Origin of the sequence: Leptolyngbya sp. DQ-M1 (assembly GCF_039962505.1) — a bacterium.
Taxonomy (GTDB): domain Bacteria; phylum Cyanobacteriota; class Cyanobacteriia; order Leptolyngbyales; family Leptolyngbyaceae; genus Leptolyngbya.
On sequence record NZ_JAMPLJ010000003.1, the window covers coordinates 573758 to 595398 of the forward strand.

20 protein-coding genes are annotated in these 21641 nt (G+C 49.2%); 8 read left to right on the forward strand and 12 right to left on the reverse strand.

What is annotated here, in order from left to right; all coding sequences use genetic code 11:
- Positions 1 to 36: 36 nt before the first annotated feature.
- The 4 genes from treY to NC981_RS12475 form a co-directional block, all read right to left on the reverse strand.
- Complete coding sequence (gene treY, locus NC981_RS12460) at positions 37 to 2793, reverse strand: malto-oligosyltrehalose synthase (protein ID WP_348243079.1); 2757 nt, start codon at positions 2791 to 2793, stop codon at positions 37 to 39.
- A gap of 10 nt (positions 2794 to 2803) precedes the next feature.
- On the reverse strand, positions 2804 to 4660 hold the full coding sequence (gene treZ, locus NC981_RS12465; protein WP_348243080.1) for a malto-oligosyltrehalose trehalohydrolase: 1857 nt from the start codon (positions 4658 to 4660) through the stop codon (positions 2804 to 2806).
- Positions 4661 to 4977: 317 nt separating this feature from the next.
- A complete protein-coding gene (locus NC981_RS12470) occupies positions 4978 to 5790 on the reverse strand; it encodes a carbon-nitrogen hydrolase family protein (RefSeq protein ID WP_190379017.1) in 813 nt (270 codons plus the stop codon).
- Positions 5791 to 5930: 140 nt separating this feature from the next.
- Positions 5931 to 6110, reverse strand: a complete 180-nt coding sequence (locus NC981_RS12475) for a hypothetical protein (protein ID WP_348243081.1) — start codon at positions 6108 to 6110, stop codon at positions 5931 to 5933.
- A 228-nt stretch (positions 6111 to 6338) separates the two neighbouring features.
- On the opposite strand from NC981_RS12475, the gene NC981_RS12480 reads away from it, so the two are divergent.
- Positions 6339 to 6794, forward strand: coding sequence for a hypothetical protein (locus NC981_RS12480; RefSeq protein WP_190379015.1), 456 nt, complete (start codon positions 6339 to 6341; stop codon positions 6792 to 6794).
- 6 nt (positions 6795 to 6800) lie between these two features.
- Here the strand turns inward: NC981_RS12480 and NC981_RS12485 are convergent, their stop codons facing one another.
- Positions 6801 to 7574, reverse strand: a complete 774-nt coding sequence (locus NC981_RS12485) for a winged helix-turn-helix domain-containing protein (RefSeq protein ID WP_190379014.1) — start codon at positions 7572 to 7574, stop codon at positions 6801 to 6803.
- 250 nt (positions 7575 to 7824) lie between these two features.
- Between NC981_RS12485 and NC981_RS12490 the strand changes: the two genes are divergently transcribed.
- The gene (locus NC981_RS12490; protein WP_190379013.1) at positions 7825 to 8067 is read left to right on the forward strand and encodes a DUF6761 family protein; all 243 of its coding nucleotides are present in this window, start codon (positions 7825 to 7827) and stop codon (positions 8065 to 8067) included.
- Positions 8068 to 8102: 35 nt separating this feature from the next.
- Here the strand turns inward: NC981_RS12490 and grxD are convergent, their stop codons facing one another.
- The 3 genes from grxD to NC981_RS12505 form a co-directional block, all read right to left on the reverse strand.
- Positions 8103 to 8426 carry a Grx4 family monothiol glutaredoxin gene (grxD, locus tag NC981_RS12495; RefSeq protein WP_348243082.1) on the reverse strand — a complete coding sequence of 108 codons (324 nt, stop codon included), beginning with the start codon at positions 8424 to 8426 and terminating at the stop codon, positions 8103 to 8105.
- Between the two features lie 27 nt (positions 8427 to 8453).
- A complete protein-coding gene (locus tag NC981_RS12500; protein ID WP_190379011.1) occupies positions 8454 to 8699 on the reverse strand; it encodes a BolA/IbaG family iron-sulfur metabolism protein in 246 nt (81 codons plus the stop codon).
- A 78-nt stretch (positions 8700 to 8777) separates the two neighbouring features.
- On the reverse strand, positions 8778 to 10274 hold the full coding sequence (locus tag NC981_RS12505) for a caspase family protein (RefSeq protein WP_348243083.1): 1497 nt from the start codon (positions 10272 to 10274) through the stop codon (positions 8778 to 8780).
- A gap of 143 nt (positions 10275 to 10417) precedes the next feature.
- Here NC981_RS12505 and NC981_RS12510 point away from each other — a divergent pair, with 143 nt between their 5' ends.
- Positions 10418 to 10792, forward strand: a complete 375-nt coding sequence (locus NC981_RS12510) for a hypothetical protein (RefSeq protein WP_348243084.1) — start codon at positions 10418 to 10420, stop codon at positions 10790 to 10792.
- A 36-nt stretch (positions 10793 to 10828) separates the two neighbouring features.
- On the opposite strand, the gene NC981_RS12515 is transcribed toward NC981_RS12510, so the two are convergent.
- Genes NC981_RS12515 through hpxO form a run of 3 tightly spaced genes read right to left on the reverse strand, consistent with a single transcriptional unit; the run spans position 10829 to position 13745 of the window.
- Positions 10829 to 12088, reverse strand: a complete 1260-nt coding sequence (locus NC981_RS12515; protein ID WP_348243085.1) for a Zn-dependent hydrolase — start codon at positions 12086 to 12088, stop codon at positions 10829 to 10831.
- Positions 12085 to 12585: a 2-oxo-4-hydroxy-4-carboxy-5-ureidoimidazoline decarboxylase gene (uraD, locus tag NC981_RS12520; RefSeq protein WP_348243086.1), complete on the reverse strand. Its 501-nt coding sequence runs from the start codon at positions 12583 to 12585 to the stop codon at positions 12085 to 12087. Before uraD ends, NC981_RS12515 begins: the two co-directional genes overlap by 4 nt.
- A complete protein-coding gene (gene hpxO, locus NC981_RS12525) occupies positions 12585 to 13745 on the reverse strand; it encodes an FAD-dependent urate hydroxylase HpxO (RefSeq protein ID WP_348243087.1) in 1161 nt (386 codons plus the stop codon). Before hpxO ends, uraD begins: the two co-directional genes overlap by 1 nt.
- A gap of 312 nt (positions 13746 to 14057) precedes the next feature.
- Between hpxO and NC981_RS12530 the strand changes: the two genes are divergently transcribed.
- The 3 genes from NC981_RS12530 to xdhB are packed head-to-tail and all read left to right on the forward strand — an operon-like array spanning position 14058 to position 18226.
- Entirely contained in the window at positions 14058 to 14471 is a 414-nt protein-coding gene (locus NC981_RS12530) for a gamma-glutamylcyclotransferase family protein (RefSeq protein ID WP_348243088.1), read from the forward strand.
- 18 nt (positions 14472 to 14489) lie between these two features.
- Complete coding sequence (gene xdhA, locus NC981_RS12535; RefSeq protein ID WP_348243089.1) at positions 14490 to 15905, forward strand: xanthine dehydrogenase small subunit; 1416 nt, start codon at positions 14490 to 14492, stop codon at positions 15903 to 15905.
- Positions 15902 to 18226: a xanthine dehydrogenase molybdopterin binding subunit gene (xdhB, locus tag NC981_RS12540; RefSeq protein ID WP_348243090.1), complete on the forward strand. Its 2325-nt coding sequence runs from the start codon at positions 15902 to 15904 to the stop codon at positions 18224 to 18226. The genes xdhA and xdhB overlap by 4 nt, the downstream gene beginning before the upstream one ends.
- On the opposite strand, the gene NC981_RS12545 is transcribed toward xdhB, so the two are convergent.
- Positions 18223 to 19818 carry a sodium:proton antiporter gene (locus NC981_RS12545; protein WP_348243243.1) on the reverse strand — a complete coding sequence of 532 codons (1596 nt, stop codon included), beginning with the start codon at positions 19816 to 19818 and terminating at the stop codon, positions 18223 to 18225. The genes xdhB and NC981_RS12545 overlap by 4 nt on opposite strands.
- A 121-nt stretch (positions 19819 to 19939) precedes the next feature.
- On the opposite strand from NC981_RS12545, the gene NC981_RS12550 reads away from it, so the two are divergent.
- Together NC981_RS12550 and rpmB are read left to right on the forward strand one after the other, a co-directional pair.
- Positions 19940 to 21193 (forward strand): aspartate aminotransferase family protein, encoded by a 1254-nt coding sequence (locus tag NC981_RS12550; protein WP_348243091.1) that lies wholly within the window; start codon positions 19940 to 19942, stop codon positions 21191 to 21193.
- Between the two features lie 208 nt (positions 21194 to 21401).
- The gene (rpmB, locus tag NC981_RS12555) at positions 21402 to 21638 is read left to right on the forward strand and encodes a 50S ribosomal protein L28 (protein WP_190379002.1); all 237 of its coding nucleotides are present in this window, start codon (positions 21402 to 21404) and stop codon (positions 21636 to 21638) included.
- The last annotated feature ends 3 nt before the right edge of the window (positions 21639 to 21641 follow it).

Sequence of the window (21641 nt, forward strand, 5' to 3'; positions counted from 1 at the left end):
GACATTAAGCCTTATCCTACGATGTGCTGTTCCAAATTAGTGTGTCAGCAGTGCCACCGGAAAATCTTTCAGGGCATCTTTGAGCGCGATCGTGCTTCCAGCACATTCAGTCTCGGAAATTGCGTTCTTCCAACCTGAAGCGGGAAGCTCAATTGCTGTATCTGCCCAAATTTCGCCAATTGGCAGTTGATTCGGTTGAATCAATCGGGTGAAAAATCTGGGTGCGATCGTCACCACCATTTGACCTGCATCTTTACGCGCAAACGCAATGATGTGATCTTTGAACTTTCCGGTTGCTTCTAGCGGAATATACTCGCCACTGAGAAAGACCGACTTGAATTGATTCCGCACTTTTAGAGCTTGCAGTGTCAGGAACAGCTTCACTTGTCCGTCTTCTGGCTTTTCTAAAAGTTTTGGCATTAACGCTAAGGGTGCTGCGGCTTGCATCGCATCTAGAAACGCTTCACGGATTGTAAAATCAACCGGACGGCGATTATCTGGATCAACCAAACTGAGATCCCAAAGTTCAGTGCCTTGATAAAAATCAGGAATACCCGGAGAAGTAATTTTGATCAAAGCTTGGGATAAAGAATTGAAAATCCCATAGTGCGAAATCTTCTGCTGGAAGGGCAGGAATTCTTTGAGAAACTGATCGTCCGCTAGAATTGCTTTCACAAAGTTAGTGCAGGCTTCTTCATAGGCACTATTTGGACGTAACCAAGCCGTAGAGACTTTCGCTTCTCGAATTGATTTGATCGCGTACTGCTCGACCCGATCGACAAACCCATCCATTTCACTTTCCTGGAACGGATATGCCCCCACTAACGTTTGATAGAACGCATACTCGTCATTCGCGCTGGGCATCGACGCTTTCTTGTGTTGAATCTTGTATTGATGATTCATTTCACGCCATTTTTGTACTTGCGCTTGCCATTCATCAGGAATTTCCGAAAGTACATTAATTCTGGCACGAAGGTCTTCGCCCCGTTTTGTATCATGTGTAGAAGTTGCATTCATTGCAACGTTCCAATGCTGTTGTCGATACTGATTAAACTGGTGAAACTCGGTTGTACTAATACCAAATCGACCCGGATCACCACCGACTTCATTTAGAGAAATCAAGCGGTTGTACACAAAGAATGCAGTATCTTCAACGCCTTTTGCCATCAGCGGCCCGGTGTACTGCTGAATCCGCATTGCAAAATAAAGCCATTGTTCTTTATCCTTTGCCGTGAGCGAATCATCGTATTCAAGCAGCAGCACTTTCTCGACAAAATCTAATTCCTTTTGTGAAAAAGGCTGATTTTCGCGAGCAATCTCGATCGCATTTTTGACGTAATTACGATCGTCTTCTGCAACTCCCTCTTCAGTGGTGTAAGTGCGATAGATCGAAAATTGAATTAGGACTTCAGCGATCGCGCGTTTCAAGCCATTAATCGTGAAGTCATTTCCGTAGCGATCTTTAAGCGAAATGTCTTTTAGCAAGGTGGCTAAATTATCTAAATCGCCTGCCAAATTCTTATCAAGAATCAAGCGCTTCTTATCAAGCACAACTTCTTCAAAAGGAATCGATCGACCCTGAATCCGTTGATAAATTTCATCAAAGCGCGGCTCGTTTTGCACATCACAAAACACGCTATTGAGGTAATTCAAGTAGTCGTATCCTGATGTTCCTTGAATACTCCAATCTTTTGGCAGATCTTCTCCAGGCTGTAGAATCTTTTCTGCGACAATGTACGTATCGCCTACTTTCTCCTGTAGCCGATGTAGATATTGTTTTGGATTGGAGAGACCATCAATATGATCAATTCTAAGTCCGGTAACTTTACCCTCTTGGATGAGCTGAGCAATGAAATTATGCGTGTAGTTAAACACTTTTTGCTCTTCAATTCTCACCGAAATTAGCTCATTGACTGTAAAAAATCTGCGATAGTTGATTTCCTCGGCTCCAACCTTCCAATAAGATAAACGGAAAAACTGCTCTGACAATAGCTTGTCTAACCAATCCACGCTGTGCGAATTGCCTGCTTCACCGTTGAAAAATTGAATATTTTCATCAATAAAAGTTTTAACTTCAGGATTTCCTTCATACAGCTCCCAAAGCAATCCTTTAACGAATTCAGCTTGGTCTTGTCTCTGTTTACCACCCGACTCAGCAGGTAAGCTTTTTAACATATAGAGAACAGCAAGAAGCTTAACAAAATCAGGATTTCTTCTTCCTAAAGTTTTAGCTAATTTTCCTAAATCGCGAGTTAGAAAGATCGAATAAGATTCAAGCCTTAAAGGAACTCGAAGTGCATAATAATTAACTGATAATCCCTCTTGACCGTACTGAAGTTTGATATCTCCATTCTCTAAGCAGGAGCCATAAAAGTCCCCCAGTAACGGCGCGAGAATCGGTTCTTGACTGCTTCTAAAGGGCGAATTCCAAGCCAGATCAAAGAACTGCAAATATTCTGAATCAAAGCCGTTTTCTAAAACGTCCATTAGATAGCGATTATTGCTGTCGTAAGACATATGATTTGGCACAATGTCTTGCAGCCATCCCATATTGTGATGCTGTAATTTTTCGACGAGTTGATCAAACACTTCTGGTGTCCCTAATTCTGGATTGAGTTGTGTCGGATCAACTACATCATATCCATGACTACTACCCGCTTTCGCCTTAAAAATAGGAGACGCATAGAAGTCAGAAATGCCTAACTTTGCCAGATAGCCCACAATTTTGGCAGCCGCTTCAAACGGAAACTCTTGACGTAATTGAACTCGATAAGTTGCTAGTGGAATTCGCATAAGTCCTCAATTAATAGCGTTCATAAACCACAAAACTTTGTGCGCTCACTTGCCCACTTTCGCCGTGCTGCCCTTTTTCTGGCGCGGTCACGCTTGTGTGTGCCGAAGGCAGCGCTTCCTTGCCCATCCAGCGATCGTCTGATGAATCTAACAGCTTCCGCCACTGCCCATCTGGAAACTCAAAAGTTTGCTCCGACTGGTTGAAACTCATCAGAATTAACAGCGTTTGTTCAGCGCTCGATCGCTGCAACCAAACAAACTGCTTTTCTTCTTCAGCGCAAGCTGAAATCGAATCACGATCGCGATTGATTAATGCAGGCAGCGATCGACGCATTCTCAATAATTCCTGATAAAACTCCCAGAGGGTTTTATACTTCCCGGCCTGATGGCGCTCCCACTGCAAAATGCATTCTTCATAAGTTTGCACAGCTTCAGGATCAGGCGGTTCACCATCAAAATGAAAGTGTTTAAACTCTGCTTTTCTGCCTTGCCGCACCAGTCGAATTAACTCAGGATCAGAATGGCTGACAAAGTAGGTAAAGGGCACTTCTTCTCCGTATTCTTCACCCATAAACAACAGCGGAATATATGGTGAAAGAATGATTGCTCCTGCCGCCAACTTCAAGCCTTCAAATGAAATTAATTGCGATAACCGCTCTCCTTTCATTTGATTACCGATTTGATCATGGTTTTGAATACAAACCACAAATTGAGTCATTGCACAATCGGTTGCAGGCGCACCATGAAAGCGCATCCGATGGGGGGCATATTTCCAGTCATAAACAAACGTTTCACGATACGCTTTTGCTAGATCTTCACAGGTACCAAAATCCTGATAATACCCAACATCTGATCCCGTTAACAAAGCGTGTAAAGCATGATGAAAATCATCGCTCCACTGTGCATCTAATCCAAATCCATTCGCTTGCTTCGATCGCACTAATTTCACATCGTTTAAATCACTTTCAGCAATTAGGTAGAGCTTGCGGTTCTGCTGGCGTGAAAGGTCATCAACGCGATCTGCGAGTTCGGATAGAAAATGTCGTGCACCAAGATCGCAAATTGCGTGTACCGCATCTAATCTCAGCGCATCAATGTGAAATTCTTTCAGCCAGTACAGCGCATTTTCTATAAAATAGCTGCGAACACAATGACTATGAGCATCATCGTAGTTAATTGCTTGACCCCAAGGGGTTTTGTAGGTTTCAGTAAAGTAATCCCCATACTGATGAATGTAAGTTCCTTCAGGACCGAAATGGTTGTACACCACATCCAACATCACAGAAATTCCGTGTTGATGACAGGCATCAACTAGCTTTTTCAGACCCGCTACACCGCCATAAGAATTCTGTACCGCATAAGGATAAGTCCCGTCATATCCCCAGTTGCGATAAGCCTTTGGATCGTCGGTTCTACTGTCTCCGGGAAACTGTGCGATCGGCATAAGTTCGATCGTCGTAATTCCCAATTCTTGTAACGTTTGCAATCGCGGAATAATTGCCTCAAACGTTCCCTCTGGCGTAAACGTTCCAACATGCAACTCATAGATCACCATCTCTTCTAAGGTGATCCCTTTCCATTCCCCGTCATGCCACTCAAACTGATGATCTACAACTGCTGAAGCTTCATGCACCCCGAATGGCTGGAATTGCGAGGCGGGATCAGGATAAGACTGCTGATCATCCAGCCGATAACGGTACTGCGCCCCCGGTTTGACATCAGAAACGATCGCGCTCCAATATCCCTCAGCCTTCTGCGCCAATTCGACCGATCGCTCACCCAATTCCAAGGTCACACTCTGCGATCGCGGTGCCCAGACCGTAAACTCAGCGCGATCGTCGCCTAAATACCAAGCCCCTACTTTCATAGCAATATCGATGAAGGTTCAGCAAATTCCCGCCAATTGTTCCCGCACGTTGAAAAACGTTACAATCAGCTTGCTGTCACAGTATCTGAATTGCCCCGATTGGCTTATCTATCTGAAGTGGGAGTCAAGGGATGAAATTTTATCAGAGCAAACACCCAATCGGACGATCGCTGCAAGGAAATTTTTCGCTTCGGTTTGAGCGCTGCCCCGGATCTTAAGCAAAAAATTTAGAAAGCTTTCGGGCTTCGACAGAAGAAGTTTATTCTGATGTCGAAGCCATCTAAAAATGGTGCCGATCGCAGCAACATTTCTTAAGTCTAAAGAAACACCCGATGTTGCAGTGACGGCATTTGTCGCCGGACTTGCTCTAATCGCCCTGGAATGATTTCCGCGATCGCCACTCCCGGCATTTCTCCGGCATCCGCCAAAATCACACCCCACGGATCGATAATCATCGCGTGCCCGTGAGACTGCCGCAGCGAATTGTGTCGTCCAGTTTGAGCAGGCGCAATTACATAGCACGTATTCTCGATCGCTCTTGCCTGTAACAACACCTGCCAGTGATCCTTCCCGGTATGCGCCGTAAACGCAGCTGGAACAAACAACACCTCTGCGCCCATCTGAGTCATCTGGCGATACAGTTCAGGAAATCGCACGTCGTAACACACCGACAGGCCAATACTGCCCAGCTCTTTCGACGGGTGGATTGGCGGCACTCGCGTTCCGGCTACCACGGTTGCCGACTCGCGGTAAGTATTGCCATCGGGGAGATTCACGTCAAACAGGTGCACCTTCTGATAGCGGGCAAGTTCTTGACCATTCGGAGCCACCAACAGGGCTGTGTTGTAAACCCTGCCTTGCTCCACCGGAACCGGATAGCCACCGCCCAAAATCGTCACCTGAAAGCGTTGCGCCATCATCTTGAGGAATTTCTCACTCTCAAGCGCGATCGTTTCCGCCTGGGCAAGCTTGGCTTCTTCGTCCCCCAAAAACGAGAAATTTTCGGGCAAACCAATTAACTCTGCGCCCCGGCGAACCGCCAGATCAATCAATTCTTCTGCTTGTGCCAGATTCTTGTGCAGATCAGGCAAGCTATTCATTTGTACAGCGGCAGCTAAGTAAGACTTCATAGGATCAACTCACGGAATAGGTTAGAGAATAGCTCTAAATTTTACCGAGTTTTTAAAGCAGCTTTAAGTGAGCAAAATCACCTCTGGAAATTGCTCACTTACTACTTTAGACTGCGGTGATCCCGATCGAGATATCTTTTCTATAAATCCGATCGCTCTGGCGGATTATGATGCACCACGAGATGCACCATCGAGTTAATCGTGCCCGCAATTCCTGCAACTAATAAAAACATCATCAGCATCGCCAATGCCGAAAATGGCGATACCACAAATAAGATTAGCAACGTCATCACTAAGAGCGACACTACAGCCCGGTTCATATCCAACTCCTATGCTTGAAATCCGTTTTCACCTTAGCGATGCAAGATAGGATTCGCCCTCTAACGAAAGCCACAGTTCAATTTATCCAAGCACAGAAAGCGTAAAATTCCTTCACGGTTGCATTGCAAACATTCAAGTTATGATCACGCCTAATGAGCGATCGAGCGCGATCGTCAAGAGCAGGTTAAACCTATAAATTCTGTGCAATTTCCCCGGCAATCACTGTTATGAATGAATGGCAAAAAGACTGGTTTGAAATGTTTGACACGATCGCGGATCAGATTGAAGGTTTTTTTCTCGATGTGGCGTTAGATGTGACCGAAGCGCTGAATGGAATGGTTGAATTTTCAGAAGAAGTTTCATCACATCTAAACTCGGCGCTCGTCGATGAGGTTGAGCAATCGCTGACGGTCTTAGTTAGCCCAATTTTAGAGGCGTATTTTGGCATCGGAGGAGCGATCGAGGACATCACGCAACCTGTTACCCAAACCGTCGAACCGATGCTGAAGCAGCATCCGGTCTGTTCGGGCTGTCGTCACTTTCACGGACAGTATTACGGAGAAAGCTTGCTGATCTGTGGAATGCACCCCTACGGAGTCGGAGAAGGAGCTGAAACCTGCCCGGATAAGGAAGCGGTCAACTGGGGCGTATTTAGTCGCTCAGACGACTCTGAAATCTGGTAGATTGCGCTAGAGGCGGGGACGGGGAGCCGAAGCCATCCGGGGCATCGGAGCCGCCGGTTTCCGCGCCATATGACCATTCTGAGCAGGCGGAACCGCCTTCAAAACTTCCAGGTTGAGCCGATAGCCGACATTGCGAACGGTTTGAATTAGATTCGGCTGACGCGGATCGATTTCAACTTTTTTCCTCAGTGAGAGCACATGAGTATCCACAGTCCGAGGATTGTCGATCTCATCGGGCCAAGCGCGTTGTAGAAGTTCAGCCCGGCTCAGCGCCGCTCCACCCGCCTGCGCTAGGACATAGAGCAAGCTAAATTCTTGCGGCGTGAGTTCGATCAGTTCGCCTTTGAATCGCACTCGTCGATGCACTAAATCGATCTTCAAATCGCCAAAATCGAGGTTGATCGGGGGTGCCGCGACTCGTTGTCGGCGCATCAGTGCTTCTACTCGGGCAAGGAACTCTTGCATTCCAAAAGGTTTAGTCAGGTAGTCATCCGCGCCCGATCGCAGACCTTCGACAATATCAGATTCGGCTGTCCGTGCAGAGAGCATCAAAATTAAACACTGTTGCTGCTGAAGCCAGCGGCAAAATTCCAGGCTGTCACCTAAAGGCATCTCAGAATCGAGGATCACCAGATTCGGTTGGCGAATTAAAAAAACTTCTCGCGCTTGGTGCAGATCAGCGGATTGATGCACTTGGTAGCCCGTCTGCTGAAGATGCCATCCTAGCAGCGATCGCAGGTGCGGATTTCCCTCAACGATTTGTATGTGAATGGCTCCCACGGGGGCTAATATCCTCAAAATGCTTGAGATAAGGGTAACAAAGCTTATCCGGTTCGGTTTGTAACGGGTGCTACCCCACTTAAACGGGTTTAGACGATGACCCACCCCTCGGTATACCGATCTGTAAAATTGCTATACCGATCTGTAGAATTTCGATACAAACCGAGAGACTCCGGGACAAAATGTTAATGTTAGGTAATACCACTGTGAGTCCGATGTCAAACGGCATCTATATTCTCGTCGATCGCATATGCTTCAAGATTCATTGACGATCCGTTACTATCAACGCCTCTCCGACAACCTCGTCGAACTCTGGAACCGTGGCTATCGCTTTGATGATCTGCGGCTTTATCTGGACGGCTATTTGTCGGCACTCAGACAGGCTAGCGTTCTAGAGCCGTATCAAATCAATCGGCTTGAAGAGGAAATTACGCGCTACATCTACGATCCGTCTAACTTTGACAGCGTGATGCCGGAACCAGATTATCGATAAAGAAGGGGCACGATCGTGCCCCTTCTTTGTTGAGATTAGGAGGCGAGGGCAACTTCGACGAGTTGTTGCAGTTCGCCTTTCTGATACATTTCGATCATGATGTCCGAGCCGCCGATAAATTCCCCATTGATATACACCTGGGGAATGGTGGGCCAGTTCGAGAAATCTTTGATACCTTGGCGGATCTCGTAATCTTCCAGCACGTCTACGGTTTCATACGGAACACCGAGAGTGTTGAGAATTTGCACGACATTATTAGAAAAGCCGCACATTGGCATTAATTTACTGCCCTTCATGAACACAACGATTTTGTTGTTAGTCAGGAGGGTTTTGATTCGATCTTGAACGTCGGTAGTCATAGGAATTTTACGGGGGTAAAGGAAACGTCAGTTTTTCGTTGCCCATTCTTCGGGCGTGTAGGTATTCAGTGAAAGCGCATGAATTGCCTCGGATGCCATCGCTTGCTGAACCGCACCATAGACCAGTTGGTGCTGTTGAACTCGCCGCTTTCCAGCAAATGCCGGGGAAATTACCGTCACCTCAAAATGTTCACCATCTGGGCTGACCGCTGTAACTTGGGCATCCGGCACTCCTGCTTTGATCATTGCCTCAACTTGATCCGGGCTAATCATGCTTTCTCCTCGTGGTTAAATCGATCGCTCGCTTTTCTAGTCTAGCGGTTGATGCTAGCGGATATAGAGAAAAACTTGCTATCGAATTCTTTTCCATTGCTGAATGGCTTTTTGTGCTTCGGCGTACACTTGAGGGCGATCTTTGGGAACGAGTTGCGCAGCGGCGATCGCTTGCTGGAACTGCTTCTGGGCGGCACGTTGGCGGGCGATGTCGAGAATGTTACGGCTCCAGCGATCGATATCTTGCTGTGCTTGAGCGTAAAGCGGATCACTAGGGGGAATTTCACGGGCGCGATCGATGGCTTTACTGGCATCAGACGCGAGGGTGGGCTTGATCAGCGATCGGGCTTCGTTCAGGGTTTGCGCGGAGGAGTTTGTCGCTGGATTGGCGGATGCGCTTGGAGAGACGATCGCTTGGGGAGAAGCTTCAGTTTTTGCAGTCTGCTGACCTCCCGTAAAGGCTGACCAGTTGCGGAACAACACACCGAGCAGCAAGATCAGCAGAATTGCACTTCCGCCAAAGATTAGCCGCTCCCAAAACATCTGATTGTACTGAGGTTCTTCAGGGGGTAAAGGTGGAATTGGGTCTGGCTCAGATTGAGTTGGGGCTTCAGGCAAGCTCAGGTCGGGTACGGGGTCTGGCTCGATTTCAACTGGATCAAGGATAAATTGTTCTGGAAGATCTTCGTGGGGCAGTATATCTCCTGCGGTTGCGCCCATGATCGTCGGTTGAGTCGCGAAATTATAGAATGACGGATCGCCGTCTGCGCTCAGATATAAATCATCCTGGATGGCAAATGGATTTGAGGATGCTGCTACCCAGGATTCTGTTTCCGCCCAGTTTACAGGCATGATGACTTGATAAAGCTGCTGTGGGTCGGAGACGACTAGCACTGGATCTTGAATGGGTCGATCGTTGTGATCGCACAATTCCGGCAGACGCGCCTTGAGAAATTCTTCTAAAGCAGACAACGTAGAGCATTGATGCGATCTCAATCCTTCGATCAATGCCTGAGTAAATAAGCCGTGATTGTGGGCGGGTGCTTCGTGAGAGAACTGCTCAGGACGACAAGATAAAAACGTCGGAATACCCGATTCACGCGCCAGCGCGATGGTTTGTGTTCCAACTTTTTCGTTGGAAACGGATGCCGAACGATTGATATCGAGCAACACCAGAATCTTTTGAGTGGGGAGCGATCGCAAGGTTTGAAACAGCGATCGGACTGATATTCCTGTTTCTTGAACGCGAGTAGGATCGCCATCGATCGGAAGCAAATAATCTTCGCCATCTGTACAAATACCGTAGCCGCTGAAGTAATACCACAGACCCTCTTCAGGCTGGAGCTTATCTTTAAGAACGGCTAACCAATGCAGTAAATTTGCGGAGGTGGGATCGGTGGAATGCTCGAACAATTCCGGTGAAGTATCGGTAAGCAACAAACAATGTTCGGGTAAAAAACCAGCATCACCGACCAAGTTTTCACAGAGAGATTGGGCATCTGGTTGGGCAAAATGAAGGGGTTGAAGGAACTGGTAGTGATTGATTCCGATAGCGATCGCCCAATAGTTGCTCATCCCAACACCTCGACTGTTTCTAGAGACTCGCGCAGTTCTCGCGCTAACACATCATATGAAAAAAACGCTTTTTTGCAACAAAAACCTAACCCTCAACTAACATGAATCGCAGCTTTTCTATTGTTGTTCGTTCTTTGACTCCTATGGCTTTTCGTTCTTCGTTGGTTCTGAGTTTGCTGACATTTGGGTGTGCGATGTGGAGTATTGATGCGATCGTTGCGCCGATCGCGGCTGAGGCGTATACGTCTCGGATTGAGGTGACACTCGATCGAGGGTCGAGTGAGACTTACGAAAGCTTGGTGCGACGAGCGGAGTTAGTGGCGCGAACTGCCGCCCAACGGGGATTCGATCGGGATTTGTTAGCTAGCGAGATGTCCATTGTAATCGTGGGGCGCAATAGTGGAATGGCGGCTCCGGTGGTGACGCTGTGGGTAACGCGATCGCAGTGGCAGTCTCTTCCAGATGCTCGGCGCTGGGCGACTTACTATCGAAATTCTGCTGGATTGCTGGGATTTTAGTTGGACAAAATCGCCCTGAATTCAGGGCGATTTCTTTTAATGTGCGTACATTCGATCTAGGCGCAGAAACGTCTGTAGCAGCACGTTCGTGCCTTGAACACATTCTTCAGGCGAAGTGTATTCTTCGTGAGAATGACTAATTCCCGCACGACTCGGAATAAAAATCATCCCCATATCCGTAATTCGTCCAATTTCTTGGGCATCGTGTCCGGCACGACTCGGAAGCTGCATATTCGATAGGTTGAGCGTTTGACACACCTGCTCGATCGCGTTCATAATTCCCGGTGCGGCTAGCGTCGGAAGAATGTGCAAGGTTTGACGCATTTCGATTTCGGTTCCGGTGGCATCGGCGATCGCGCTAATTTCTGCTCTCAGTTGCCCAACCAGTTGTTCCAAGTGCGATTGCGACAAATCCCGCAGATCGATCATTAAATCGACTTCTCCAGGCACAGTGTTCGTCGCATTGGGGGAAACGGTTAAATAACCCACGGTTGCAACTTGATCTCCCGGTGTCTCTAACGCGAGTCGATTGACTGCAAGAACAATTTGCGCTCCGGCGACTAACGCATCTTTCCGCAGATTCATCGGAGTTGTTCCCGCATGGTTTGGGCGACCTTTGATCTTGACTGCAAAGCGATATTGACCGACCACACCTGTAACCACGCCGATCGGAACTTGAGCATTTTCCAAAACGCCGCCTTGCTCAACGTGCAGTTCCACAAATGCAGCAAGATCTTTGCGTTTTGCCGTGGCAATCTGCGACCAATCGCCACCGACTTTAGCTAAACAGTGCTCGATCGATAAACCATCCAATCGGACGTAATACGCTGGATTTTCATGCACTTCACCCGCGATCGCTTTACTGCCAATCACCGATCGTTCTTCGTCGCTGAAGACGATGACTTCGATCGAATGATTTAAGCGAACGTTGTTGTCTTTGAGTGTCCGCACAACCTCGATGCCTGCCAACACCCCCAAACAACCATCAAATGCACCTGCAACTGGAACGGTATCAATGTGTGATCCGGTTGCTAAAGCGGGAGCATTCTCGGATCGACCTGCATAGCGACCGATCACATTTCCTGCCGCATCAATTCGCGTCGTCATGCCAGCTTCTTCCATCCAGGCTTGCACCTGCTGTCTCGCTTGCACATCCGCATCTGTGAACGCGATCCGGCAGACTCCACCGTTTTCGAGTTTGCCGATCGCGGCGAGGTCGGCAATGCTGCGATTTAGGCGATCGCCATTAATCGATAAGCGGGTTGTCGTGGATAAGGGTAAGGGGGTCAGGGTCATACTGTCACCTGTTGTAAAAGACGAAAATAAGCAATCTGGGAAATTTCAGCGATCGCTTGTCGCATCTCTGTGGCTTGGGAATGTTGCAGACGAGTTTCAAACGCTTCGAGAATACTGGTTTTGGTGTGATTCTTGACCGCGATGATAAAGGGAAACCCGAACTGAGATTTGTAGCGCTGATTGAGCGAGTGGAAGCGATCGTACTCGTCGGGTGTGAGGCGATCGAGTCCGGCTCCAGCTTGCTCTTGCACCGAGGCTTCCGCCATTTTTGCTTTACTGCCTAGATCCGGATGGGCACAAATCAGGGCGAGTTGCTGCTCATTACTCATAGTGCTGACAATTTCAAGCATTTTCTGATGCAAATCATCCACGTCCTTGAAGGGTCGCTTTTCCCAGGCTTGAGCCGCGATCGTCGGAGTTTGTTCAAAAATCTCGCCTAATGCTTCGCTAAAGGCGGATTGATTCAGTTGATTGAGTTGTTCGAGCGAGTAAGACATTATTGCAGCGGCCCTGTAAGAATCGTTTTGGCGATCGCACCTGTGACAGCGCTAGGAGCTTCCTGGCGCAGTTGGTCGTACCATTGAGCGGTAATTTCAGGATCTTTGCCGTGAATCACCTCGGCACGATTCCGAGCTTTTTTGACGATCGAACTGGTGCGATCTTTGCGAGAGCTTTCGTAACGCTTCAAGGCATCTTCAACGCTAATGTTTGTGGTCAGCAAAAAGTGATTCAGCATATACACATCTTCGAGTGCCTGACAGCCCCCTTGCCCCAAATCTGGACAGGTGGCATGAGCCGCATCACCGAGCAGTGCCACTCGTCCCCGCACCATGCGATCGACTGGGCCGACATCCGAAATTTCTAAGCGATTTGTTTTTTCGGGATCGAGGCGCTGAATCAACGCTTGAACCGGATCAGCCCATCCCTGGAAATGCTCCACCAGTTCAGAGCGAATTAATTCAGGTGGCGCACTGGTTCCCGACGGTAGCGGCACGTCAAAGAAGAAATACAGGCGATTTCCGCCCACGGGCATCATGGAAGCGCGTTGATGATTGCCCACATAAATTGTCCAAGTATTCGCGGGAGTTAAAGCTTCATCCACTTCGACCAATCCGTTCCAGTTCACATAATCGCGGTAAGTCGGCTGCACTTCGCGATCGAGCACATATTGCCGCAGGGTCGATCGCACTCCATCCGCAGCAATCAGTAAGTCACCGGTCGCCTGATGTCCATTTTCAAAGGTTGCCGTCACTTGCTCCCCGTGTTCTTCCACTGCAATACAGCGATGTCCCAGCTTCACTTTGCCGGGATACGCATCGAGTAACATCGCTTGCAGGTCTGCGCGTGCAACAGGGTAAGGGCGCTGTCCCACTTCTTCGATCAAAGGCAGAAGGCAAATGTGATTCAGGATTTCGCCTTGGCTGCTGAGATATCGCATCGCATCCATTTGACCCCCGATCGCCGCAATCTTTTCGCCCAGTCCGAAGCGATTCAGCACTTTGACCCCGTTCGACCAGAGCGAAATTCCAGCCCCCCGTGGACGCAGTTCTTGTGCGCGTTCGTAGACCTCGACCTCATATCCAGACTGAGAAAGCGCGATCGCAGCAGTGAGTCCTCCAATTCCGGCACCAATCACGACGACCTTTAAGCGATACATATAGCGATTCCCCCTAGAGATTGAGCGGATCTTTATCTTTCACAGATCCGCCCGAAAAGCGGGTGAACTCCGGGCAGATTTTTCACTGACAGATTTTCACCCCTTGATTGTTACAGATTTCAAGCATACTGTATACAATTAAATTCCGTTCTCGGCATTGAGAAGGATCTATTTTGCGAACCTAAAGAGATTCCAATGCTTGAGCGGTCTAGGTCATGCAACGCTAAAAAATAAAGAGTTGCTAACCCAGAGCAGTACGGTGAAACCGTTCTTTTGAAAGTTCCATACCATGACAAAAGGAGAGTTGGTATCGTGACGAGCAATGTGACCCCCGGAAATCGTCGTGTCTTTATTTGTGGCTCTGCCCTCCGGGGACAGCCTGATCATCAGAATTTACAAGGTGCAGAATTTATTCGGACTGCTGCAACGCAACCGCGCTACCGCTTGCACGTTGCGGGAGAGGATTGGCACCCTGCGATTCATGAAGTGGAATCGGGCGGAATTTCGATTCCTGGGGAAGTGTACGAGATGACGCAAGCCCAGTTCGATTACCTTGCTTCAAATGAGCCACCCAATATGTATCCGACCGATGTGTATTTGGATAACGGCGAAGTTGTGACCGCTTTCCTGTATCCCAAGGCACTGATCGATGAGTACAATCTGCCCGACATTTCTAATACTTATGGCGGCTGGGCAGCGTACAAGGCGAGAACTGCCGCTGTTTGATTAATTGAGTACCTTTTCATGATGAATCAGGCGTTAGAGCATCGATTGTTTCTCACTCTCAATGGCGATCGCCTTTGTCTAAAAAATGTGTCGCCTTCGATGACCCTGCTGCAATATCTCCACCAAACTCGCCGCACCGGAACGAAAGAAGGCTGCGGCGATGGGGATTGTGGCGCTTGTACAGTCGCGATCGTCGGTCGCGATGCTGCGGGAGATCCCACGTATCAAGCGGTGAATAGCTGTTTGATTCCGATGGGGGCGATCGCAGGTCGAGAAGTCGTCACGATCGAAGGCATCGCGAACGGAAAATTGCATCCGGTGCAAGCGGCAATGGTTGAAACGGGTGGTTCTCAATGCGGTTACTGTACGCCTGGTTTCATCATGAGTATGTTTGCTGCGTATTATGCGGGCAATGTTGATGATCTTTCAGTCGAAGGGAATTTGTGCCGCTGTACAGGTTATCTACCGATTCGACGGGCAGCGCAGCAAGTCACGAATGCTCAACCTTCAGATCAGTTCTCTGAGCGGTTGAAGCAAGCGGACTTAGATCTCAGCCCGATTACATACAGCAATCAGGAACAGCAGTTTTATCGTCCAACGCAGTTGTCCGAAGCTTTAGAGTTATTGCAGCAATATCCAGATGCAACGTTAGTGGCGGGAGCAACGGATTTAGGCTTAGAAATGAGCCATCATCGTCAAACTTTTCCGATTTTGATTTCGCTGGAAGGGGTGACGGAACTTCAGCAAATTGAGCAAACCAACGATCGTGTCACCATTGGTGCAGCCGTCCCACTTTATCAAGTCGAAACCAATCTACACGGGATGTTTCCCAGCCTCGATGAAATGCTGCATTTGTTCGCAGCGCGACAGGTGAGAAATCGAGCGACGATCGGCGGCAATATTGGAACTGCTTCACCGATTGGGGATTTACCTCCGGTTTTGTTGTCGCTTGATGCAGAAATCGCAATCGCGAGTTTAACCGGGGTGAGATCGTTACCATTAATGGAATTCTTCAAAGGCTATCGTCAGACTGACCTAAAATCGGGCGAAATTATTGCTTCAGTTACGATTCCAAAAACAATTTCTGAAACTGCTGTTAAGCGTTTGAATCACTCTTACAAAATTGGTAAGCGTGGAACTGATGACATTAGCATTGTCGCGGCTGCTTTCACGATCGATCTCGATTCTGATTACAAAATTGTTCATGCTCGATTGGGATATGGCGGAGTTGCAGCCACTCCAGTGAGAGCGATCGCAGTTGAAAACGCGCTAGTCGGTCAACCTTGGACGATCGAAACCATTCAACAAGTCAAACCTTTATTAAAAGAGATCTTTACTCCATTAACTGACTTACGCGGCAGTGCAGATTATCGAAAGCTGCTGGTTGCAAATTTGTTTGAAAAATTCTTTGTAGAAACGGAGGATCAATCATGAGCGTCGGTCAGCATAAATCCCACGAAAGCGCAGCCCTCCACGTCACCGGAAAAGCCATCTACACCGATGAGCAACGCTTACCCACTGGAATGCTCTCGGTTTATCCGGTGATGGCTCCTCACGCCAAAGCGAAGATTCTCAGGATTGATCATGCTGCCGCATCCGAAGTCGAAGGCTTTGTCACAGTCGTGACTGCGGCAGATGTTCCGGGTTTGAATAATACAGGCGTGATTGTTCACGATGAAATTTTGTTACCGACGGATGAGATTAGCTATTGGGGTCAAGCTGTTGTCTGGACAGTTGGAGAAACCGAAGATGCAGCGCGAGAAGCAGCAGCGAAAATTAAGATCGACTACGAACCGATCGAGCCAATTTTGAGCATCAAAGATGCGATCGCAAAAGACAGCTTTCATTCAAAACTTCCCACGATTAAACGCGGCGAGCCGCAAAGCGCCCTTGCCACTTCTGCCTTCACGCTGAGCGGCGAAGTTTCAATGAATGGTCAAGATCACTTTTACCTTGAAACCCAAGCAAGTTGGGTCATTCCAGATGGTGAAGGGAATTATCAGGTCTATTCATCAACCCAACACCCCACCGAAACCCAAATCATTATCGGTCATGTGTTAAATCTGCCTTCAAATCGAGTCACCGTCACCTGTATTCGCATGGGCGGCGGATTCGGCGGCAAAGAATCTCAAGCAAATCCCTACGCCGCGATCGCTGCGATTGCCGCTCATAAAACAGGTCGTCCGGTGCGGGTGAAGCTCAAGCGATCGCACGATATGACCCTCACCGGAAAGCGCCACGGTTTTCTCGGAACCTATCAGGTTGGCTTCACGGAGACTGGAAGAATCACAGCGCTCGATGTGGATCTCTATGCTGATGGCGGCTGGAGCTTAGACTTGTCGCCGCCTGTGTTGCTACGGGCAATGCTGCACGTCGATAACGCTTACTACATCCCAAATCTAGAAGTGCGAGGCTCGATCGCCAACACCAACAAAGTCTCAAACACTGCCTACCGGGGCTTTGGCGGGCCTCAAGGCATGGTTGTGATTGAGGATATTGTCGATCGCATCGCCCGTACCCTCAATCTCGCACCTGAAATCGTGAGAGAGCGCAACTTTTATCACGGTTCCGGCGAAACCAATACCACACACTACGGTCAAGAAATTGTGGATAACCGCCTCGATCGCGTGTGGAGCGAAGTTCAAGAGAAGTCCAATTTTGGAGAGCGAAAATTCGCGATCGCTCAATTCAATCAATCCAATCGCTACAAAAAGCGCGGACTTGCGATTACTCCAGTTAAATTCGGAATTTCTTTCAACAAAACCCAATACAACCAAGCAGGCGCACTCGTTCACATTTACACCGATGGCAGCATTCAACTGAATCACGGTGGAACCGAGATGGGGCAGGGCTTACATACGAAAATGCTGCAAGTCGCGGCAACGACTCTGGGTGTGAACGTCGATCGTTTCCGTATGATGCACACCAGCACCGATAAAGTCCCCAACACTTCCGCGACTGCCGCTTCCAGTGGGGCTGATCTCAATGGTCAAGCCATCAGAATTGCTTGCGAAACCCTCAAAGATCGGCTTGCGACTGTTGCCGCGCAGTTACTCAAACTCGATACGCCCAGTGAATTAGTATTCGAGGACGATTGGATTTACTGCCCTAGCTATCCCAGCACCCGCATCTCATTCGACGAAGTAGTCAACCAGGCTTACGGCTATCGCGTTTCGCTCTCAGCCACTGGATACTATCGCACCCCAAATCTGACTTGGGATAGCGCGACCGGAAAAGGTAGACCCTTCTACTACTACGCTTACGGGGCAGCAGTCAGCGAGGTCGAAGTCGATGGCTTTACGGGAATGTTCAAACTGCGTCAGGTGGATATCGTGCATGACGTGGGAGAATCGCTCAATCCCTTGGTCGATCGCGGTCAGATCGAGGGCGGTTTTGTTCAAGGCATGGGCTGGCTGACCATGGAAGAGCTGGTCTGGGATGCTCAAGGACGGCTCCGCACCGATGCGCCCAGTACCTACAAAATTCCAACGATCTGCGAAGTGCCCGAAGCCTTCAATGTTCACTTATTACAACGTGCAGCCCAAACAGGCGTAATCTACGGCAGTAAAGCGATCGGAGAACCCCCGTTTATGTTGGCGCTGTCGGTGCGTGAAGCGATTCGATCGGCGATCGCGGCATTTGGGCAAGTCGATTCTGTGCCGATCCCCTCTCCTGCGACTCCCGAAACGATTCTGTGGGCGATCGAGCAAGTTCGCGCTAGTTCAATTCAACCTGCACTTAGCGAAGTTCGTTAATCGTCCTCAACTTTTAATAGCTGCTCGTCGATCGTTTTCAAGCGCGGGCGCACTACTTCCTCAGACAAAATCCGCTTTCTGAGGGCATCGTTCAGCGCGTTTTTCTCCGCCAACAACAATCGCCGCCGCACCGCATCAAAGCGCGAATCGCGAATCGCAATTTCCGTTGCCTTTTCTGATCGCCGATTATAAAAATTTCGCAGCGATCGCTCTGCGGCAGCGATCCGGATTTGATAGCTCGATCTCAATTCTTCATACACCGATTTCGGCAGCACTCCACTCTTCAGCAAAGTATCCAACTCATCTTGTGCTGCCTTTGCGGTCATTAACTGCGACTGCAAGCCTTCAATCCATTGCTGCACTTCGGACGTGTGCGACAGCCTTAATCGCTGCACGGCGAGGGGTAGTCCGACTGCTTGACCCACGAGCGACAACAAAACGGCTCCAAACACAATCACAATCAGCGACTCTCTGCCCACAATCTCCTCTGGCAAACTCAAGACCAGCGCCATCGACAGAGAACCCTTAATATTTCCCAGAAACAACACGTGCTGCCACTTGAGTGGCACAGGTCGATCGAACACTTTCACCAGCGCCAACAGCGGATACACCGCCAGCAATCGACCGATTTGATACGCCAACACCGCCAGCAACACAGCAGGTAGAGCGCGACCCAACGCATCGAGCCGAAGCTCCAATCCAATCAGCAAAAAGATAAACGTATTCACCCCAAACCCGGCATACTCCCAAAAGCTCAGCACCGTAATCCGACTCGATGCCGACACACTTTGAGAGCGCTCCAGATTCCCAATCATCAATCCGGCAATCACAACCGCTACCACGCCCGACACTTGAAGAAATTGACCCAACTGAAACGCACTCAGCGCCACTGCCACCGTCAACAAGATGCTACTCAGCGGATCGTCCTCGGATTGTCGATACAGTCCTACACCCAAGTAGCCCAGCACCAAACCGATCACCATCCCACCGACAATTACGACCACAAACTCACGAATTCCATCAATGACTGTAATATTTCCAGTAGCGTTAAATTTCAAAATCAAACTAAATAAAACGAGCGCAATTCCGTCATTAAATAAACTCTCGCCTTCGACGATCGTGATTAACCGCGATGGCACCGCAATTTCTTTAAACACAGCAATCACCGATACCGTATCCGTAATCGCCAAAATCACTCCCCCTAACAGCGCCGGAATCCACGCGATCGCCAGCCCAAACTTCAAGCCGATCGCCGTCACCCCTACCGCTATCAGCACACCAGGCCCCGCCAGCAGCAAAATGGGCATCAGCGTACTTCTCAACCGCCGAATATCCGTATTAATCGCCGCCTCAAACAGCAAAATTGGCAGAAACAAATTAATAATCAGCGCCGAATCCAGCCCCACTTTACGCGGCAAAAATTCCGCGATCGCCACACCCGCCAGCACCAATCCCGTCACATACGGAACCTGCAACCGTCGCGACAGCAAAGCCACGATCGTTGCCACCAGCAGCAAAATAATCAGTACGGTGACTAACTGCGCGAACTGCCCCTGATCGCTCGTTGCGATCGCCAAAATTTGCTGTGTCATCATTTCTTGATGCTTCTGCCCTGAATCGTCTGTAAAGACCATACTGGATCTAGGCGAGTTTCCGCGCTTGAAGAACTTCCATTAAGATGTTCTTTTGACTTGCATTTGAGGATCAAAACCAGTGAGTCCAGAAACCCTTGTAAAATCTCCCACTCCCGCACCGTTTTCGATCGCAGAATTTGACGATTACGTCATGACCACCTATGCCCGCTTCCCGTTGACTTTGGTTCGCGGGTCAGGTTGCCGCGTGTGGGATGACCAAGGACGCGAATATCTGGATTTTGTCGCTGGAATTGCCACTTGTACCCTCGGTCACGCTCACCCCGCCCTGATCGAAGCCGTCACCGAGCAAGCCAAAACCCTGATCCACGTCTCCAATCTTTACTACAACGCACCCCAAGGCGAACTGGCGAAATGGCTGGTTGAGCATTCTTGTGCCGATCGCGCCTTTTTCTGTAACTCTGGAGCCGAAGCCAACGAAGCTGCGATCAAGCTCGCTCGGAAGTACGCTCACACCGTCCGAAATATCTCCAATCCCGTAATTATCACGGCAAATGCCAGTTTCCACGGACGGACCCTTGCAACCATCACCGCAACCGGACAGCCGAAATACCAGCAAAACTTTAATCCGCTCGTTCCTGGTTTCCACTACGTACCGTACAACAACCTGGAAGCCCTGAGAAGTGCGATCGCTGAACTCGACCAATCGGAACCCCAAGTTGCCGCAATCATGCTGGAAGGCTTACAGGGTGAAGGCGGTGTGCGTCCGGGCGATCGAGCTTATTTCCAAGCGATTCGTCAAATTTGCGACGAAACAGGCATTCTCCTGATCCTGGACGAAGTGCAGGTCGGCATGGGACGGAGTGGCAAACTCTGGGGTTACGAAAATCTCGGCATCGAACCCGACATCTTCACCTCAGCAAAAGGTCTAGGCGGTGGAATTCCGATCGGTGCAATGCTCTGCAAATCTCGTTGCAATGTTTTCGCACCCGGAGATCACGCCAGCACCTTTGGCGGCAACCCGTTTGCCTGTGCCGTTGCGCTTGCGGTCTGCCACACGATCAAGCGCGAAGATCTGCTTGCTCACGTCCAAGCGCGGGGCGAACAACTGCGATCAGGACTGACTCAACTGGCTCAAAAATATCCATCGCGAATTGCAGAGGTTCGGGGTTGGGGACTGATCAACGGTCTGGAACTCACAGCAGACAGCGCCTTTACTGCCGCCGATGTGGTTAAAATCGCAATTCAAGAAGGCGTTCTGCTCGTGCCAGCCGGTCTAAAAGTCCTGCGCTTTGTTCCCCCGCTTATCGTCACCCCTGAGGAAATTGATCGCGCCCTTGCCGCAGTCGATCGTGCCCTCACCGAGTTGGGCTAACTCTCTCAGACTAGAAGACTCTAAATCTAAAAATCTTCTTCAATTTGGAGAGCTTCCTTTTCTCAAAGTCCCCCAGTCGTGGGGGATTTGGGGGCAATCCAACGCTTTCATCGAAGCAGCTCCCTATCAATCTTTTGCCAAATGTCCTCCATTCCCTATAATGGAGGACTGTAATAAATCCTAATCTGAACTAATCGGAGATCAAGCGATGTCACGTCGATGTCAACTCACGGGCAAAAAAGCCAATAACGCAATGGCAGTGTCTCACTCACACCGCCGCACCAAGAAACTCCAAGAAGCCAACCTGCAAGTCAAGCGCATTTGGTGGGAAACGGGCAAGCGCTGGATCAAACTGCGCCTCTCCACCAAAGCCATCAAAACGCTAGAACACAAGAGTCTGGACGTGTTCGCTAAAGAAGCAGGGATCGATCTGAGCCGCCTGTAGAAC

Bases quoted from the DNA above. Each gene is read 5' to 3' on its own strand.
- NC981_RS12515 (WP_348243085.1), bottom strand. From the start codon at position 12,088: ATGACCCTGACCCCCTTACCCTTATCCACGACAACCCGCTTATCGATT.
- rpmB (WP_190379002.1), top strand. From the start codon at position 21,402: ATGTCACGTCGATGTCAACTCACGGGCAAAAAAGCCAATAACGCAATG.
- NC981_RS12510 (WP_348243084.1), top strand. From the start codon at position 10,418: ATGGCTTTTCGTTCTTCGTTGGTTCTGAGTTTGCTGACATTTGGGTGT.
- xdhA (WP_348243089.1), top strand. From the start codon at position 14,490: ATGATGAATCAGGCGTTAGAGCATCGATTGTTTCTCACTCTCAATGGC.
- NC981_RS12470 (WP_190379017.1), bottom strand. From the start codon at position 5,790: ATGAAGTCTTACTTAGCTGCCGCTGTACAAATGAATAGCTTGCCTGAT.
- NC981_RS12505 (WP_348243083.1), bottom strand. From the start codon at position 10,274: ATGAGCAACTATTGGGCGATCGCTATCGGAATCAATCACTACCAGTTC.
- grxD (WP_348243082.1), bottom strand. From the start codon at position 8,426: ATGACTACCGACGTTCAAGATCGAATCAAAACCCTCCTGACTAACAAC.
- hpxO (WP_348243087.1), bottom strand. From the start codon at position 13,745: ATGTATCGCTTAAAGGTCGTCGTGATTGGTGCCGGAATTGGAGGACTC.
- treY (WP_348243079.1), bottom strand. From the start codon at position 2,793: ATGCGAATTCCACTAGCAACTTATCGAGTTCAATTACGTCAAGAGTTT.
- xdhB (WP_348243090.1), top strand. From the start codon at position 15,902: ATGAGCGTCGGTCAGCATAAATCCCACGAAAGCGCAGCCCTCCACGTC.
- NC981_RS12500 (WP_190379011.1), bottom strand. From the start codon at position 8,699: ATGATTAGCCCGGATCAAGTTGAGGCAATGATCAAAGCAGGAGTGCCG.
- NC981_RS12490 (WP_190379013.1), top strand. From the start codon at position 7,825: ATGCTTCAAGATTCATTGACGATCCGTTACTATCAACGCCTCTCCGAC.
- uraD (WP_348243086.1), bottom strand. From the start codon at position 12,585: ATGTCTTACTCGCTCGAACAACTCAATCAACTGAATCAATCCGCCTTT.
- NC981_RS12545 (WP_348243243.1), bottom strand. From the start codon at position 19,818: ATGACACAGCAAATTTTGGCGATCGCAACGAGCGATCAGGGGCAGTTC.
- NC981_RS12480 (WP_190379015.1), top strand. From the start codon at position 6,339: ATGAATGAATGGCAAAAAGACTGGTTTGAAATGTTTGACACGATCGCG.
- treZ (WP_348243080.1), bottom strand. From the start codon at position 4,660: ATGAAAGTAGGGGCTTGGTATTTAGGCGACGATCGCGCTGAGTTTACG.
- NC981_RS12475 (WP_348243081.1), bottom strand. From the start codon at position 6,110: ATGAACCGGGCTGTAGTGTCGCTCTTAGTGATGACGTTGCTAATCTTA.